We start from the raw sequence: 14,899 nt of genomic DNA on the forward strand, positions 1-14,899 counted from the left end.
GAGGCTCCGGCTGTTTGCCGGGGCGTAGCATCATGGAGCCGGGGCGGCAATGCCGTCCCAGCTCTCCAAGGCCTCAGAGGCCACAGCTCGCACTGAGCGTGCCGGCCGGCACCGCCGCGCCGCCGATCGAGAAGACCTGGCCGTCGGTCTGGATCAGCTCGGTGCCCGACCACGCGCCGGCATCGGCGCTGCACGGCGCGGCGACGTCCGTGATCGCGATGTTGCCCGAGATGTCCTGGATCGGACCGGAGACATAGACGGCGGAATCGCCGCTGCGTACCACCTCGACATCGGCGAAGCTGACGCCGGTGACGGGACCGCCGGCGAAGCCCCAGGCGTCGCCGTAGAAATACACGCCGTAGCTGCCGGGTTCGACGATGGTGACGTTCTCGAAGCGGATGTCGCTCGACGGGTTCAGGAAGATACCCGCCCGGTAGGTGTCCTCTATCCAGGCGTTGGAGACCGCGATATCGGTCGTCTCGCCCGGCAGGTTGAAGGACGAGGCGAGCATCAGTCCGTTGATTCCGCCCTTCAGCGTCAGGTCGTCGAGCGTGGCGTGCACGGTCTTCTGCAGCACGATCAGGTCCATCGAGCGCTCCATGGCGGAATTGTCGATGCTGATGGAGCGCAGCGCGGCGCCGTCCACGCCGACGAGCAGAATGCCCTCGCGCCGGCTATTGACGATCGAGAGGTTGTCGATGGCGATGTTCCGGCTCTGGCCGGTGACGACGTTCTCCCAGTCGATCTCCTCGTAGCGGCTGCCGACGAAGAGGCCGTAGGTGACGTTCTCCATCGACACGTCGCTCAGCGTGAGGTCCTCCACCGCGAGCGCGGCGATGCCGGCATTGTGGACGACGTTCGGGTTGAAGATCGACCATTCGCATTCGGTGTTGTCCTCGCAGGTGGCGAGGTCGTGGATGCGGGTCGAACGGATCGCGGCTGCCGAGACATCGGCGAGCGAAATGCCGTGACCGGCGGTTCCGGCGATGTCGAGATCGCGCATGACGATGCCGGAAACGCCCTCCGCCACGACGCCCGAACGACCACCGCGCACGCCGAGCGCCGCGACCGCGCTCTGGTTTCCGGTGAGCGCGAGGACGTCGGCGAGGGGATCGCTGCCGGTGATGGTCGCGGCAGCAAGGTTGTTGCGGAACGCCGCCGTGCCGCCGCTCGAAGCGCCGCGCACCATGAGCGCGCCGCCGCCGCCGAGCAGGAACTGACCGGTACCGAGCGCGACGGCGGTATCAATGCTGATCGCGCCGGAAGCCAGTACAAGAGCGCCGGCGCCGGCGGCGTCGAGCTTCTCATTGATGTTGCTCGCGCTGTCGCTGGAGCCGATGCTGACCACCTTGCCGGCGGCATGGCCGGTCTCGACATAGATGGCGGTTTCCGCCGCGCCGGTGGCGCCGGCATAGGTGCGGATGGCGTCCTGCCGCTCCACGCGGCGGTAGAGCGGATCGTAGGGCGCCTGCGCCGAGGTATCGCCGAGCGGAACGCGCAGGCGGGCGAGGAAGATGCCCTGGGTGTCGCGCTGGTCGTCATGGGTGAGCCCGGCGATCAGGGTGAGGCGCGACCCGTTGCCGAAGGCGGGGAGGCCGGCGCGCGAGAGCTCGGCGCGCGCGGCGACGCCCGGGACGTCCTCCACATCGTCGCCGGTGTACCAGTAGCCGCCGGCGAACAGCTTGATCTGCGTGAGGTCGTCCGGCGACAGGAAGGGCAGGCGGTAGCCGATCTCGGCATCGAAGCCCTCCATGGCGGTTTCCTCGCCGGCGCGGAAGACGAGACGGCCCGCCTCGATCAGCGCGGCGTTGGCGATGGCCAGCGACGCCTCGATATTGCCGATCGGCAGGTAGGCGTTGGCCCGCATCTCCCAGTCCTGGCTCAGCGCCTCCGCGCCGAGGCCGAGCTGGGTGAAGCCGTTGTCGTACTGGCTGTTCAGATAGTCGAAATAGCCATTGATGCCGTAGACCCAGCCATTGTCGTGCCGGAAGCGGTAGCCGAGGCCGATCGAGCCCTGCTCGACTTCCTGCTCGCTGCCGAAGCTGGCGCGGGCATCGAGGAACAGCAGGCGATTCTCGTCCCCCATCATCGGAAGAAACAGGTCGAGGTTTCCGTAGGCCTCGTCTCCCACGCTACCGAGCGTGGCTTCCACCGAGGCGGGGCTTATCCTCACGGGCTCCGCCATCGCCGGCGAGCTCACCATGGCCGCCAGGACCACGGGAAGTACGGCGCGTCTCATGTGCACACTCCTGGGAAATGTGTCGGAGGGTTTCCGAACCTCTTTCCCGGCGCACTGCGTTAGCATCGCTGCTTGCCAAAAAGAACGAAGAACGACTCTAACTTATTGATAAATAACGTAATTTATAATTATTAGCAGTCTAATGAAATGACGTTTCGCCGTTGCTGACGTGCCGCAACGGCGGGGCGTCGGTGTTGCTGGAGACCCTGCGGAAGTTGCGTATTGTCGTGCACGTCGAAAAAGCCAACCATGGCGGCGTCGAATCCGGCTGCGAGCGACGGCGCCAGTGGACGGGCGAATTTCGAGAGGGAGAAACTCATGATCAGAAAGAGCATGCTCGCCGGGCTGGCGCTGCTGTCGACTATCGGCGTCGTCGGCACGACGCAGGAAGCGAGCGCCTGGCGCGCCGCCGGCTGCGGCGGGCGCGGCTGCGCTGCCGCCTGGGGCCCCGGCCCCGGCCACTATTACGGCCCCGGCCGCTATTACGGCCCCGTGCCGCGCGGTGGCGGTGTCGTGGTGGTCAATCCGCGTCCCTACTGGCCGCCGGGTGGCGCGGTTGCCGCCGGTGCCGCTCTCGGCTTCCTCACCGGCGTCGCGGCCGCCAATCTGGCAGGCCCGCCGCCGCAGCCGAACTATTGCTGGTTCTACACCAACCCGCAGCGCACGCAGGGCTTCTGGGAGCCATGCCCCTGAGGGGACGCGAAAGCAAAGCGGCCGGGTACGAGACCCGGCCGCCGTCAGCCATCCAGATGGGCCGGATCTTGTCCGGCCCATTTCATTTCATCGGATCCGTCGTTTCCGCGACCGCGCCGCGCCGGTTCTTCCCGGCTCGATCACTTGGTCCAGGCGTCGACCTTGGCCTTGTTCGCCGCGACCCAGGCCTTGGCGGTGGCGGCCGGATCGGCACCGGGCTTGTTGTTCTCGACCATCACCGCCTGCTCGTCGGCGAGCGACAGGTTGAAATTGTCGAGGATCTTGTAAGCCTCCGGCGCTTCTTCCTTCAGCTTGGTGGAGACGACGGTGTTGACCGTCTCCTCGCCGCCGAACACGCCCTTGGGATCGGCCAGATATTTCAGGTCCCATTCCGCGAACATCCAGTGCGGCGTCCAGGTGGTGACGACGATCGGCTCCTTCTTCGCGTAGGCGTCCTTGAGCGCCGCCACCATGGAGGCGTCCGAGCCCTCAACCAGCTTCACCGGCAGGTCGTAGTCCTTGATCGCCTTCTCGGAGGCCTTCATCAGGCCCGCGCCGGGATCGATGCCGATGACCTTGCCGCCGAACTTGGCCGGGTCCTTCTTGATGTCCTCGATGGTGGCGATGTCGACATAGGTCGGCACGGCCCAGCCGATCTTGGCGCCGGTGACGTTCGGGCCGAGGTCGTCCACCTTGCCTTTCAGCTTGGCGGCATAGGCGGCGTGGGTCGCCGGCAGCCAGGCGGCCACCATCGCATCGGCCTCGCCGGTGGCCACGGCCTGCCACATGGCCGCGCCGGAGAGCGGCACGATCTTGACCTTGTAGCCCTCGTCCTCCAGCACGGTCTTGATGATGTTGGTGGCGACCACCGCATCGGACCACTCCACATAGGCGATGGTGAGGTCCTTCTTCTCCGCCTGCGCCGCACCGGCGGCAAGGCCGAGGGCCGTGGCGGCGACGGCCGCGGTTCTCAGGAATTTTCCGAGGATCGACATGTCGGTAGCTCCACTCTGAAAGGGCTCGTTTGGGGGCGGAAGTCGTTGTCCTGCTTCCGTTGGTGATTGATCAGTCGCGCTGGCGGTCGCGGCGCATCTGCCGGGCGATGTGCTGGGTGATGCGGTCGAGGATGACGGCGAGCACCACGATGGCGATGCCGGCCTGGAAGCCCTGGCCCGCCTCGAGCCGCTGGATCGCCTTCCACACCTCGCCGCCGAGGCCGCCGGCGCCGATCATCGCCGCGATCACCACCATCGACAGCGCCAGCATGATGGTCTGGTTGATGCCGGCCATGATGGTGGGGATGGCGAGGGGGAGCTGCACCTTGAACAGCTTCTGCCAGCGACTGGAGCCGAAGGCGTCGGCCGCTTCCACCAGTTCCGGCGGCGTCTGCATGATGCCGAGCGCGGTGAGGCGGATGGTCGGCGGCATGGCGAAGACGATAGTGGCGAAACACGCCGACACCGCGCCGAGGCCGAAGAACGGGATCGCCGGGATCAGGTAAACGAAGCTCGGCATGGTCTGCATCATGTCGAGCAGCGGCCCGACGACGCGCCAGAAGCGCTTGCTGAGCGCGGCCGTGATGCCGATCGGAATGCCGATGGCGAGGGCGAACAGGGTGGAGACCAGCACCAGCACGAGCGACTGCAGCGTGGCGCGCCACAGTTCGAGGTTCCACAGGAAGGCGAAGCCGACCACCGTCCCGATGGCGATGCGGGCATTGGTCAGCCGCCACACCAGCAGCCCGAAGGCGATGATGACCACTGCGGGCGGCAGATCGACGAGGAAATCGGTGGTCGTCTCGATGCCGGTGCCGACCACCGCGCTCACCGCGCGCGTGACACCGGAAAAGTGTTCGGTCGCCCAGTCCAGCGCGATGTCGCACCATTCGGCCAGGGGAATGCGCGGGATCTCGAAGTCCATCGTCGTCTTCCCCTCAGTGCGCCGTTTCCGACCGGCGCCGCGCGAGGGCGGCGACCAGGTCGACATTGGCGATGACGCCCGCGAGTTCCCCGCCCGGCCCGATGACGGCGATCTCGCCGCGGCCGGCGGCCAGCTTGGCGACGGCCTCGTTCAGCGTCGCCGTGCCGGGCACCCAGGCCTCGCGGTCGCTGAGCAGCAGGCGCAACTCGGTATCGCCGGCGCGCCGCAGGGTCTCGGCGTCCACCGTGCCCTGGAAGCGGCCCTCATGGCAGACCACGGTGACGACCGGCTCGCCCGACTGGACGAGGCTCGCCAGTGCTTCCGCCGCTGTGCTCATCCAGGGCTTGACGGCGACCGGCTGGCGCATGGCGTCGCCGGCGGTGACGACCCCGAGCACGTCGATGTGCTCGACGAAGCGGCGCACATAGTCGTCGGCCGGATTGGCGAGGAAGTCGGCCGCGGTGCCCTCCTGCACGACGCGACCGTCCTTCATCAGCACGATGCGGCCGCCGAGCGCGATGGCCTCGTCGAGGTCATGGCTGACGAAGACGATGGTCTTCTTCAGCCGGCGCTGCAGCGCGACGAGTTCCTGCTGCATGTCGCGGCGGATCAGCGGGTCGAGCGCGCTGAAGGCTTCGTCCATCAGCAGCACGTCCGGATCGAGCGCCAGCGCGCGGGCGAGGCCGGCGCGCTGCTGCATGCCGCCGGAGAGCTGCGAGGGATAATGCTGGTCCCAGCCCTTGAGCCCCACCGTCTCGATCGCCGCCATCGCCCGTTCGCGGCGGCTGTCGGCCGCCACGCCCTGGACCTCGAGGCCGTACTCGACGTTGCGCAGGATGGTGCGGTGAGGGAACAGTGCAAATTGCTGGAACACCATGCCAAAGCGGGTCCGGCGGATCTCCATCAGCTCGCGCTCCCCGAGCGCGGTCACGTCGATATCGTCGATGAATACCGATCCGGCGGTCGGCTCGATCAGCCGGTTGATACAGCGCAGGCAGGTCGACTTGCCCGAGCCCGACAGGCCCATGACGACGAGGATCTCACCTTCGCCGACATCGAACGTCACATCCTGCAGGCCGATAACGGCGCCCGTCGCCTTCTGCACCTCGGCGCGGCTCTGTCCGGCCCGCAGCAGCGGCAGCGCCGCCCCGGCCTCGTCGCCGAATATCTTGGTGAGTCCCCGAACCCGGATGCGTGGCCGCTTGTCGCTCATGCGCTCCCCTCGCTGGTGAGGTGAGTGTCGGGCGCATGGCAGCCATGCCGATTGGACAGAAGCGACAAGCCGGGCTGCAAAGACGACAATACGCCGGTCTTATTGCGTCCTCGTCAATAAGCGCAGCTTGCGTCGCCGGATCGGCCGCTTCAGCGCTGGCCCCAACGGTCGCGCCACGCCGGCAGGGTGCCCGGCTGCGGCAGGGCGGTCGCCTCATAGATGGCGCGGGCACAGGCGCGAGCGAGGGTGCGCACCACGGCGTCGCCGATCAGCGCCAGGTCGAACACCGGGTCGGTGAGCGTGCGCTTTCCGGTGGCCGCGGCGAAGATGGTGTCGCCGTCGAGCGGCGTGTGCACCGGCCAGATCGCGTGGGCGTAGCCGTCATGCGCCATCACCGCGAGCCGCTTGCATTGCGCCTTGGTCAGCACCGCGTCGGTGGCGACAACGGCGATGGTGGTGTTGGCGCCCGGCGGCAGCCCCTTGAGCGGCGGCCGCTCGGGCAGATCGGGCAGGGGCGAGGGCAGGCCTAGCCCGCCGAATTCGCCGTTTCGCTCGAAGGGCGCGGCCCAGAAATGCGGCCCGCCGGCGAGGTTGGTGGCGCCGCAGGCGTTCACCGCCACCAGCGCGCCGACCCTGTGGCCGGAGGCGGAAACCATCGAGGCCGAGCCGAGGCCACCCTTGAGGTCCACCGTTGTCGCGCCGGTGCCGGCGCCGATCGTGCCGAGCGGGAAGTCGAGCCCGGCCGCGCCGGCCGCCTGGTAGCCGAGGTCGCGATAGGGGGCGAAGCGGCCCCACTGCTTGTTGCCGCCATTGATGAGGTCGAACAGCACCGCGCCCGGCACGATCGGCACCAGCGCATCACCCACCGGAAAGCCGATGCCGCGTTCGGCGAGCGCCGCCATGACGCCGGCGGCGGCGTCGAGGCCGAAGGCCGATCCGCCCGACAGCGTCAGCGCATGGATGGCGCCGACCGTCTCGTCGGGGGCGAGCAGGTCGGTCTCGCGGGTGCCCGGCCCGCCGCCGCGCACGTCGACGGAGGCGACGGTCGGCTCGTCGAACAGGATGGCGGTGACGCCGGAGGCGAGGTCGAGATCGGTGGCATGGCCGACTTTCAGGCCGGCGACGTCGGTAATCAGGTTACGCATCACGATCCTCGTTCACGGCGCATCACATCACGGGTAGAGGCCAAGCGGCCGCATTGCGCAAGCGGATGCAGCGGTGCATTGGGAAGCTCCCGGGAACGGCTAAGGTTGCCCATTTCATGGCCGACGTCACTCTACCGGCCGCCTTCGTGGCCGGCATCGCCAGCTTTGCCTCGCCCTGCGTCCTGCCGCTGGTGCCGCCCTATCTGTGCTACCTCGCCGGGACCAGCCTCGACCAGATCACCCACAAGGCGCCGACCGACGCGGCGGCCCGGCGCACGCTCGGGGCTGCAATGCTCTTCGTCGCCGGTTTCTCGACGGTGTTCGTCGCGCTGGGAGCCGGCGCGTCGGTGGCCGGCGGCTATCTGCGCCTCTATTCGCAGGAGCTCGCCATCGTGGCGGGCGTGGCGATCCTGCTGATGGGGCTGCATTTTCTCGGCATTCTCAGGTTTGGCTGGCTGACCCGAAGCAAGCGGGTGCATGTCGATGCGCCCACCACGCTGCTCGGCGCCTATGTGATGGGGCTTGCCTTCGCCTTCGGCTGGACCCCCTGCATCGGCCCCGTTCTGGCGGCGATCCTCGCGGTCGCGGCGAGCGAGCAGACGCTGACGCACGGCGCGGGCCTGCTGGCGGTCTATTCGGCCGGCCTCGGCGTTCCCTTCCTCGCGGTGGCGGCGATGGCGCGGCCGGCGCTGGGCGTGCTCGGCCATGCGCGACGCTACCTGCCGATGGTCGAGAAGGTCATGGGCGCGCTTCTGGTGCTGACCGGAATCGGCTTCCTGTCCGGCTGGATGGCGCAGATGAGTTATTGGCTGCTGGAGACGTTTCCGGCGCTGTCGAGCTTCGGCTGATCCCGCCGCCTCGTCGCCCGCTTTCGGAAAAGCAAAAAACCCGCCGGATCGCTCCGGCGGGTTTTCAGTAACGGGCCGCGCTCCGGGGAGCGCGGCCGCGAGCCAAGAGGCTCAGAGCTCGGTGTAGCCGCCGTCCTTCCAGACGTAGACGACGTAGTCGAGGTTGGTGCGGTCACCCTTCTTGTCGAAGGTGAGCTTGCCCAGGACGGTGTCGAAGGAGGCGCCCGAGTGCATGTACTCGGCGACCTTCTTGGGGTCGACCGACTTCACGGCTTCCGCAGCCTGCTGGATCACCTGGCCGGCGGCGTAGGAGTAGAGGACATAGCCTTCCGGATCGATGCCCTTCTTCTTGAACTCCTCGACGACCGCGGCGGCGGCCGGGTTCTTGCGCGGATCGGGACCGAAGGTCATCAGGGTGCCCGCGGCGCCCGGACCGGCGATGGTCCAGAACTCCTTGTCGGTGATGCCGTCGCCCGAGAAGAGCAGGGTATCCATGCCCTGGTCGCGCATCTGGCGCACCAGCAGGCCGGCTTCGGTGTGCAGGCCGCCATAGTAAAGGACGTCGACATCCGCCGCCTTCAGCTTGGAGACGAGGGCCGAATAGTCCTTTTCACCCGGGTTGATGCCTTCGTAGATCACTTCCTTGACGCCGGCGGCGTTCATCGCCTTCTGCGTCTCGTCCGCCAGACCCTTGCCGTAGGGGGTCTTATCGTGAACGATGCCGACCTTCTTGTCCTTCATGTTCTTGACGATGTACTCGGCGGCGACGGCGCCCTGCTGATCGTCACGGCCGCAGGTGCGGAACACCTCGGTAAGGCCGCGCTCGGTGAGCTTCGGGTTGGTCGAGGCCGGGGAGATCGCCAGCACGCCGGCTTCGGCATACTGCTCCGAGGCCGGGATCGAGACGCCGGAGTTGAAGTGGCCGATCACGAAGGTCACGCCGTCGGCGATGAACTTGTTGGCGACCGAGACGCCCTGCTCGGGCTTGGCGGCGTCGTCACCGACGAAGAGTTCGACCTTCTGGCCGAGAATGCCGCCCTTGGCGTTGACGTCGGCGACCCACTGCTCGGCGCCGTTTTTCAGCTGCGCGCCGAAGGTGGCATTCGCCCCCGTGATGGGACCCGCAACGCCGACCTTGACCTGCGCCGATGCCGGCACAGCGAGGGCCGCCATGGCGCCAAGCGCCATGCCAGCAATCAGAAGCTTCTTCATGAACTTCTCTCCTACTTCTGGAAGGATGGAATTCGCGGCCGTAGCGGCACGGCGGCTGTCGCCCCGGATCGCTATCATGCCATTTTCCCCGCTCTTGTCGACGAGCGAGCGAAACTTGGTGAAGGTACTCACGTGGCGTCGCCGGGTGTCTTGCCGACGGTGCCCTCGAACCAGCCGAAGAAGCCCGACTGACGGAATATCCAGCTATAGCGGGTCACCATCTGCTGCGCCCGTTCGGCACGGAAGCCGAGCGTCGCGACCGCGACCAGGAAGGCCGTGTCGGTCAGGAAATAGTGCCAGGAGAGCAGGGTGCCCTCGAACAGCGCGAAGTGGAAGAAGCGCACCACGCATCCCAGCAGCAGGGCATAGCCGAGCGCCAGCCGGTAGGGCCGCCAGGTGCGGGCGATGGAGCGGCCGGTCAGCCACGCCGCGCCGCCGCCGAGAAAGATCGTGACGAGCAGGAAATCGCTGCGCGAAACCTCGACCACGAGTTCCGGCATGAACATGCCGGCAGCCGCGACGAGGGCCACCACGAGGGCTGGGATCACCACCGCCGCGCTCGCGGAGCCGCCCTGTGAGACGAGTGTGCCGGGCTTGGCCATCAGTGCGCCCCTCCTTCGAGATAGGCGGCCCGCACTTCCGGGCGCTGCAGCAGTTCCTGGCCCGGACCGGACATGGTGATGGCGCCGTTCACCAGCACATAGCCGCGATGGGCGAGCCTCAGGGCGTGGAAGGCGTTCTGTTCGACAAGAAACACCGTCAGTCCCTCGGTGCGGTTCAGCTCGCGAATGGCGTCGAAGATCTGGCGCACAACGAGCGGCGCGAGGCCGAGCGAGGGCTCGTCCAGCATCAGCAGGCGCGGCCGGCTCATCAGCGCGCGGCCGATGGCCAGCATCTGCTGCTCGCCGCCCGAGAGCGTGCCTCCACGCTGGTTGATGCGTTCCTTCAGGCGTGGAAACAGGATGAAGACCTTTGCCAGATCCTCGTCGAAATGGGCGAAGCCGTCGACGGCCGCACCCATCTGCAGGTTCTCGAACACGGTCATGCGCGGAAAGATGCGCCGCCCTTCAGGTGACTGGGCGATCTTGAGCTTGGCGATGTCGTGGGTCGGAACGCGGGTGATGTCCCGCCCTTCGTACACGATCATGCCCTCGCGCGGGCGGGGCTGGCCGAAGATCGTCATCATCAGCGTCGACTTGCCGGCGCCGTTGGAGCCGATGAGGGTGACGATCTCGCCCTTGTAGACGTCGACGTCGACGCCCCTGAGGGCCATGATGTTGCCGTAGAAGGTCTTGACGCCGCGTAGCGAGAGCATCGGGGCGTCGGTGCGCGCGGGTGCGGCGGTGGCCGGTGCTGCGGCGGAGAGAGTGTCGCTCACGAGCTTGCTCCCGTCGCGGAATGTTCGATGTGGAGTTCGGCCTCGACTTCCTCGACGGCGTCCTCGTCGACGCCGAGATAGGCGGCGATGACGCGCGGGTCGTTCTTCACCGCCTCCGGCGTGCCGTCGGAGATCTTGGTGCCGTAGTCCAGAACGACCACATGGTCGGAAATCTCCATCACCACACTCATGTCGTGCTCGATCAGCAGGATCGAGGTGCCGTGCTCGGCACGGATGGTGCGCAGCAGCGTGTTGAGCTCGAGGCTCTCCCGCGGGTTGAGGCCGGCGGCGGGTTCGTCGAGGCAGAGCAGGATCGGCTCCGAGCACATGGCGCGGGCGATCTCGAGGCGTCGCTGGGCGCCATAGGGCAGGTCGCCGGCAGGATCGTCCGCCCGGTCGGTGAGGTTGACCTTGTCGAGCCAGTACTTCGCCTTTTCCGTCGCCGCGCGCTGCGCCCTCGACCAGCCGGGCAGGCCGAACAGGCCCTTGAGGGAATAGCCGGAGGCGGCCATCAGCGCGTTGTGCTGGGCCACCATCAGGTTCTCCAGCACCGTCATGCCGGTGAACAGGCGGATGTTCTGGAAGGTACGGGCCACCTTCGCCTGGCCGGAGACGAGATAGTCCGGCATGCGCTCCAGCAGGAACACGCTGGCGTCCGGCCCGGCGAGCGAGCGCTCGCCGATGCGCGTCACTTCGGCGATCTCCTCCGGCGTCGGCGTGCGTCCGTGCGCCAGCGCCAGGCGCCCCTCGCTCGGCTTGTAGAAGCCGGTGATGCAGTTGAACACCGTGGTCTTGCCGGCGCCGTTGGGGCCGATCAGGGCGGTGATGTCGCCGCGCCCGACCTTGAAGCTCAGATCGTTCACCGCGATCAGGCCGCCGAAGCGCATGAACAGGTGTTCGACCGAGAGGATGGTGTCGGCGTCCCAGCGCGGGATGCCGGCTACGGGAGAGGTTGCCATCAGCCGTGGCCCTCCTTCACGAGATCGCCGGATACTGCCTTGCGCTCCTTCAGGAAGATCGTCGGGTCACGGGTCGAGACGAGGCCGCGCGGCTTCCAGACCATGATGGCGACCATGGCGAAGCCGAAGATCAGCATGCGGTAGAGGCTGGGGTCGAAATCATTGCCGAAGAGCTGGGTGAGGAAGCCCAGATTGCGCAGCATCTCCATGCCGCCAATCATCACCGCAGCGGCGACGGCGACGCCGATCTGCGAGCCCATGCCGCCGAGAACGACGATGGCCAGGATCATCGCCGAGATGTCGAAGGTGAAGCTTTCCGGGCTGACGAAGCCGGCGCGCACGGCGAAGAAGCAGCCAGCGAAGCCGCCGAACATGGCGCCGGTGGCGAAGGCCGACAGCTTGGTGGTGGTGGTGTTGATGCCGAGCGAGCGGCAGGCGATCTCGTCCTCGCGCAGCGCCTCCCAGGCGCGCCCCACCGGCAGCCGGCGCAGCCGCACGGTCGCGAAGGCCGTGACCAGCGCCAGCGCCAGGATGACAAAATAGAGGAAGATGATGCGGTGCATCGGGTTGAACGGAAGCCCAAACAGCGCCGCGAAGCCGTCCTCGCTGGCATTGAACGGGATGCCGAAGAAGGTCGCCCTCGGGATCGAGGCGATGCCCGCCCCGCCATTGGTGAAGTCCACCCAGTTGATGAGCACCAGGCGGATGATCTCGCCGAAGGCCAGGGTGACGATGGCGAGATAGTCGCCGCGCAGGCGCAGCACCGGGAAGCCGAGGATCATGCCCCAGACGCCGGCGAAGAGGCCGGCCATCGGCAGGCAGATCCAGAACGCCCAGTTGGCCCAGAAGGTCTCGCCGAGCAGGCCGGCGAAGAAGTCGTTGATCGGCGCCGAGGTAGCGAGCAGGGCATAGGTGTAGGCACCGACGGCATAGAAGGCGACGTAGCCCAGGTCGAGAAGGCCCGCGAGGCCGACCACGATGTTGAGGCCCCAGCCCAGCATCACATAGGTGAGGATCAGGATGCCGAGGTCGATGAGGTAGCGGCTCTGGTTCATTCCTCCCATCGCGAAGGAGGCGATGAAGGGGAACATGACCGCGAAGGCCAGCAGCGCCGGCTTGACGGCGGGCCCGATCGTCGTGCCGGCACGGTCGATCAGGCTCGGGCCGCTGCGCGCCGAGGGTTTGCGGTTCGGCGACCAGATGGTCAGGTTGAGCAGCAGGCGGCCGACGAAGATGATGCCGACCATGATGGCCAGCAGCGAGGGCCTGTAGGCGAGCCCCAGCGCGCCGTCGATGATGACGGTCTCGAAGCCGATGAGCGGGCCGAACAGGCCGAGCGCGACAAGGCCGGCGATCAGCGCGTCCTTGAAAGCGTGAGCGAGCAAGGGGGTGGAACCGGCGGCCGGGGCCGCGGGCGGAGCGGAATCGGCGGTCTGGACAGCCATGATGTGCGACCTCAGACCTTCTCGACCTCAGGCCGCCCCAGAAGGCCCTGCGGCATGAAGATGAGGGTGATGGCAAGGATCGAGAATGCCGCCACGTCCTTGTATTCGATCGAGAAATAGGCCGACCAGAAGGTCTCGATGAGGCCGATCAGCAGTCCGCCCAGCACGGCGCCCGGCAGCGAGCCGATGCCGCCCAGCACGGCTGCGGTGAAGGCCTTGACGCCCGGCACGAAGCCGTCGGCGAAGTTCGCGACGCCGTAATACATCAGGTACAGCGTGCCGGCGACGGCGGCGAGCGCGGCGCCGATGACGAAGGTCAGCGAGATAGTGTGGTCGACATTGATGCCGAGCAGCGCCGCCATCTTGCGGTCCTGCTCGCAGGCGCGCTGTGCCCGGCCGAGCGAGGTCTTCTGCACGAGATACCAGAAACCGGCGAGCAGGATGGCCGTCACCGCCATGATGATGACCTGTTTCCAGGCCAGCGTGACCTGGTAGGTGCCGGTATCCATCAGCACGATCACGTCGGTGATCATCGGCGGGATCGGCTTATTGCGCGGCCCCTGCGTGACCTGGACGAAATTGGCGAGGAAGATCGACATGCCGATGGCGGAGATCATCGGCGCGAGGCGGAAAGAGCCGCGCAACGGCCGATAGGCGACCCGTTCGATGGCCCAGTTCAACAACGATGTGAAGAACATCGCCACGACCAACACGATGGCGAGCGCCAGGAAGATCGAGGTTATGCCGAGAACGGTGGTGACCAGCAGGAAGCAGATCAGTGCGATGAAGGCCGAGACCATGAAGACGTCGCCATGGGCGAAATTCACCATGCCGATAATGCCGAACACCATGGTGTAGCCGATGGCGATCAGCCCGTAGATCGAGCCGAGCGTCAGCCCGTTGATGAGCTGCTGAACAAAGATTTCCATAATTTTTGCCGGCTCCCCTCAGCCGAATTCGCGCAAGGCACGCCCGCCGGGCTTTTGCACAGTTTATAACCGTGCCCGTACAGTGTGCGCCTCTGACTCTTAGCCTGCGTCGCGCTCCGATACAATTCGATCGAAAGACGAAATGCAATCGATCGAAACAAATGATATAACGGTACTTAAATACCAGTTTGTTGAAATCCCTTGCAACTCAAGCGCTTATTCTGAGCGATGTGTGCAACGTATCCGTCGTCGAACCTTCGGGTTTTTGTCATGATCCGGTCGCACACACCGTGAGGAAGGCGCGGTTTTCAAATTCGCACGGGCGGAGTTATGCACAGTGCCAGCGCGCGAGGCTGACCGGCTACGGTGTGGAGCGCTTCCGGCAGGAGATGAGGACGCTTTGGACGAGGCAAGGGGACATGGTGCGGAGCGGCCGGTCGAGGCCGGTCTCTATCGGGAGGCGATGAGCCGCCTCGTGGCGGCGGTACATGTGGTGACGACGCATGGTGCGGAAGGGCGCGCCGGCTTCACGGCGACGGCGGTCGCCTCGGTCTCGGACAGTCCGCCGACCCTGCTCGTCTGCCTCAATCGGCGCATCCGCTCCGCCCCGGCCTTCCGGCATGCCGGCCGATTCGCCGTGAACATGCTGGGCGGCGACCAGCAGGCGGTGGCGGAGAGCTTCGGCGGGCGCGCGGTGCTGGCCGGTGAGCAGCGTTTCTCGGTCGGCCATTGGCGCGAGGGAGCGCTCGGCGTGCCCTGTCTCGAGGGTGCCGTCGCGGTGTTCGAGTGCCTGATGGTGGAGGTTCGCACCATCGCCACGCATGACGTGCTGGTGGGACGGGTCGAGGCGGTGACGCTTGGTCCGGACCGCGGCAAGCTCGCCTATCTCGGGCGCGAATTCCGGGTGGTCTGAGGCGG

14 protein-coding genes are annotated in these 14,899 nt (G+C 66.8%); 3 read left to right on the forward strand and 11 right to left on the reverse strand.

From position 1 onward, the window contains the following. Positions 1 to 73 precede the first annotated feature (73 nt). On the reverse strand, positions 74 to 2,239 hold the full coding sequence (locus tag AC1PZ7_RS11750; RefSeq protein WP_482355412.1) for an inverse autotransporter beta domain-containing protein: 2,166 nt from the start codon (positions 2,237 to 2,239) through the stop codon (positions 74 to 76). Between the two features lie 318 nt (positions 2,240 to 2,557). Here AC1PZ7_RS11750 and AC1PZ7_RS11755 point away from each other — a divergent pair, with 318 nt between their 5' ends. Further along, entirely contained in the window at positions 2,558 to 2,932 is a 375-nt protein-coding gene (locus AC1PZ7_RS11755; protein WP_482355413.1) for a hypothetical protein, read from the forward strand. A 140-nt stretch (positions 2,933 to 3,072) separates the two neighbouring features. On the opposite strand, the gene AC1PZ7_RS11760 is transcribed toward AC1PZ7_RS11755, so the two are convergent. From AC1PZ7_RS11760 to AC1PZ7_RS11775, 4 genes are all read right to left on the reverse strand, one after another. Next, positions 3,073 to 3,927, reverse strand: coding sequence for a glycine betaine ABC transporter substrate-binding protein (locus AC1PZ7_RS11760; RefSeq protein WP_482355414.1), 855 nt, complete (start codon positions 3,925 to 3,927; stop codon positions 3,073 to 3,075). A 70-nt stretch (positions 3,928 to 3,997) separates the two neighbouring features. Continuing rightward, positions 3,998 to 4,852: an ABC transporter permease gene (locus AC1PZ7_RS11765; protein ID WP_482355415.1), complete on the reverse strand. Its 855-nt coding sequence runs from the start codon at positions 4,850 to 4,852 to the stop codon at positions 3,998 to 4,000. Positions 4,853 to 4,865: 13 nt separating this feature from the next. Further along, positions 4,866 to 6,065, reverse strand: a complete 1,200-nt coding sequence (locus AC1PZ7_RS11770) for a quaternary amine ABC transporter ATP-binding protein (protein ID WP_482355416.1) — start codon at positions 6,063 to 6,065, stop codon at positions 4,866 to 4,868. 149 nt (positions 6,066 to 6,214) lie between these two features. Then, the gene (locus tag AC1PZ7_RS11775) at positions 6,215 to 7,210 is read right to left on the reverse strand and encodes a P1 family peptidase (RefSeq protein WP_482355417.1); all 996 of its coding nucleotides are present in this window, start codon (positions 7,208 to 7,210) and stop codon (positions 6,215 to 6,217) included. Between the two features lie 116 nt (positions 7,211 to 7,326). On the opposite strand from AC1PZ7_RS11775, the gene AC1PZ7_RS11780 reads away from it, so the two are divergent. Beyond that, positions 7,327 to 8,058: a cytochrome c biogenesis CcdA family protein gene (locus AC1PZ7_RS11780; RefSeq protein WP_482355418.1), complete on the forward strand. Its 732-nt coding sequence runs from the start codon at positions 7,327 to 7,329 to the stop codon at positions 8,056 to 8,058. Positions 8,059 to 8,169: 111 nt separating this feature from the next. On the opposite strand, the gene AC1PZ7_RS11785 is transcribed toward AC1PZ7_RS11780, so the two are convergent. The 6 genes from AC1PZ7_RS11785 to AC1PZ7_RS11810 form a co-directional block, all read right to left on the reverse strand. After that, positions 8,170 to 9,270, reverse strand: coding sequence for a branched-chain amino acid ABC transporter substrate-binding protein (locus tag AC1PZ7_RS11785; protein WP_482355419.1), 1,101 nt, complete (start codon positions 9,268 to 9,270; stop codon positions 8,170 to 8,172). Between the two features lie 128 nt (positions 9,271 to 9,398). Continuing rightward, entirely contained in the window at positions 9,399 to 9,770 is a 372-nt protein-coding gene (locus AC1PZ7_RS11790; RefSeq protein WP_482359626.1) for a DUF6867 family protein, read from the reverse strand. A 101-nt stretch (positions 9,771 to 9,871) separates the two neighbouring features. Next, complete coding sequence (locus AC1PZ7_RS11795) at positions 9,872 to 10,648, reverse strand: ABC transporter ATP-binding protein (protein ID WP_482355420.1); 777 nt, start codon at positions 10,646 to 10,648, stop codon at positions 9,872 to 9,874. Further along, positions 10,645 to 11,607, reverse strand: a complete 963-nt coding sequence (locus AC1PZ7_RS11800; protein WP_482355421.1) for an ABC transporter ATP-binding protein — start codon at positions 11,605 to 11,607, stop codon at positions 10,645 to 10,647. The genes AC1PZ7_RS11795 and AC1PZ7_RS11800 overlap by 4 nt, the downstream gene beginning before the upstream one ends. Then, positions 11,607 to 13,052, reverse strand: coding sequence for a high-affinity branched-chain amino acid ABC transporter permease LivM (gene livM, locus AC1PZ7_RS11805; protein WP_482355422.1), 1,446 nt, complete (start codon positions 13,050 to 13,052; stop codon positions 11,607 to 11,609). The genes AC1PZ7_RS11800 and livM overlap by 1 nt, the downstream gene beginning before the upstream one ends. An 11-nt stretch (positions 13,053 to 13,063) precedes the next feature. Then, the gene (locus AC1PZ7_RS11810) at positions 13,064 to 13,981 is read right to left on the reverse strand and encodes a branched-chain amino acid ABC transporter permease (protein ID WP_482355423.1); all 918 of its coding nucleotides are present in this window, start codon (positions 13,979 to 13,981) and stop codon (positions 13,064 to 13,066) included. 400 nt (positions 13,982 to 14,381) lie between these two features. Between AC1PZ7_RS11810 and AC1PZ7_RS11815 the strand changes: the two genes are divergently transcribed. After that, positions 14,382 to 14,894: a flavin reductase gene (locus tag AC1PZ7_RS11815; RefSeq protein WP_482355424.1), complete on the forward strand. Its 513-nt coding sequence runs from the start codon at positions 14,382 to 14,384 to the stop codon at positions 14,892 to 14,894. The last annotated feature ends 5 nt before the right edge of the window (positions 14,895 to 14,899 follow it).

This window comes from Ancylobacter sp. TW_SC_1, assembly GCF_056836805.1.

Coding starts and splice junctions, on each gene's coding strand:
- AC1PZ7_RS11755 (WP_482355413.1), top strand. CDS start 2,558: ATGATCAGAAAGAGCATGCTCGCCGGGCTGGCGCTGCTGTCGACTATC.
- AC1PZ7_RS11760 (WP_482355414.1), bottom strand. CDS start 3,927: ATGTCGATCCTCGGAAAATTCCTGAGAACCGCGGCCGTCGCCGCCACG.
- AC1PZ7_RS11780 (WP_482355418.1), top strand. CDS start 7,327: ATGGCCGACGTCACTCTACCGGCCGCCTTCGTGGCCGGCATCGCCAGC.
- AC1PZ7_RS11775 (WP_482355417.1), bottom strand. CDS start 7,210: ATGCGTAACCTGATTACCGACGTCGCCGGCCTGAAAGTCGGCCATGCC.
- AC1PZ7_RS11750 (WP_482355412.1), bottom strand. CDS start 2,239: ATGAGACGCGCCGTACTTCCCGTGGTCCTGGCGGCCATGGTGAGCTCG.
- AC1PZ7_RS11770 (WP_482355416.1), bottom strand. CDS start 6,065: ATGAGCGACAAGCGGCCACGCATCCGGGTTCGGGGACTCACCAAGATA.
- AC1PZ7_RS11785 (WP_482355419.1), bottom strand. CDS start 9,270: ATGAAGAAGCTTCTGATTGCTGGCATGGCGCTTGGCGCCATGGCGGCC.
- AC1PZ7_RS11790 (WP_482359626.1), bottom strand. CDS start 9,770: ATGCCGGAACTCGTGGTCGAGGTTTCGCGCAGCGATTTCCTGCTCGTC.
- AC1PZ7_RS11765 (WP_482355415.1), bottom strand. CDS start 4,852: ATGGACTTCGAGATCCCGCGCATTCCCCTGGCCGAATGGTGCGACATC.
- AC1PZ7_RS11800 (WP_482355421.1), bottom strand. CDS start 11,607: ATGGCAACCTCTCCCGTAGCCGGCATCCCGCGCTGGGACGCCGACACC.
- AC1PZ7_RS11810 (WP_482355423.1), bottom strand. CDS start 13,981: ATGGAAATCTTTGTTCAGCAGCTCATCAACGGGCTGACGCTCGGCTCG.
- livM (WP_482355422.1), bottom strand. CDS start 13,052: ATGGCTGTCCAGACCGCCGATTCCGCTCCGCCCGCGGCCCCGGCCGCC.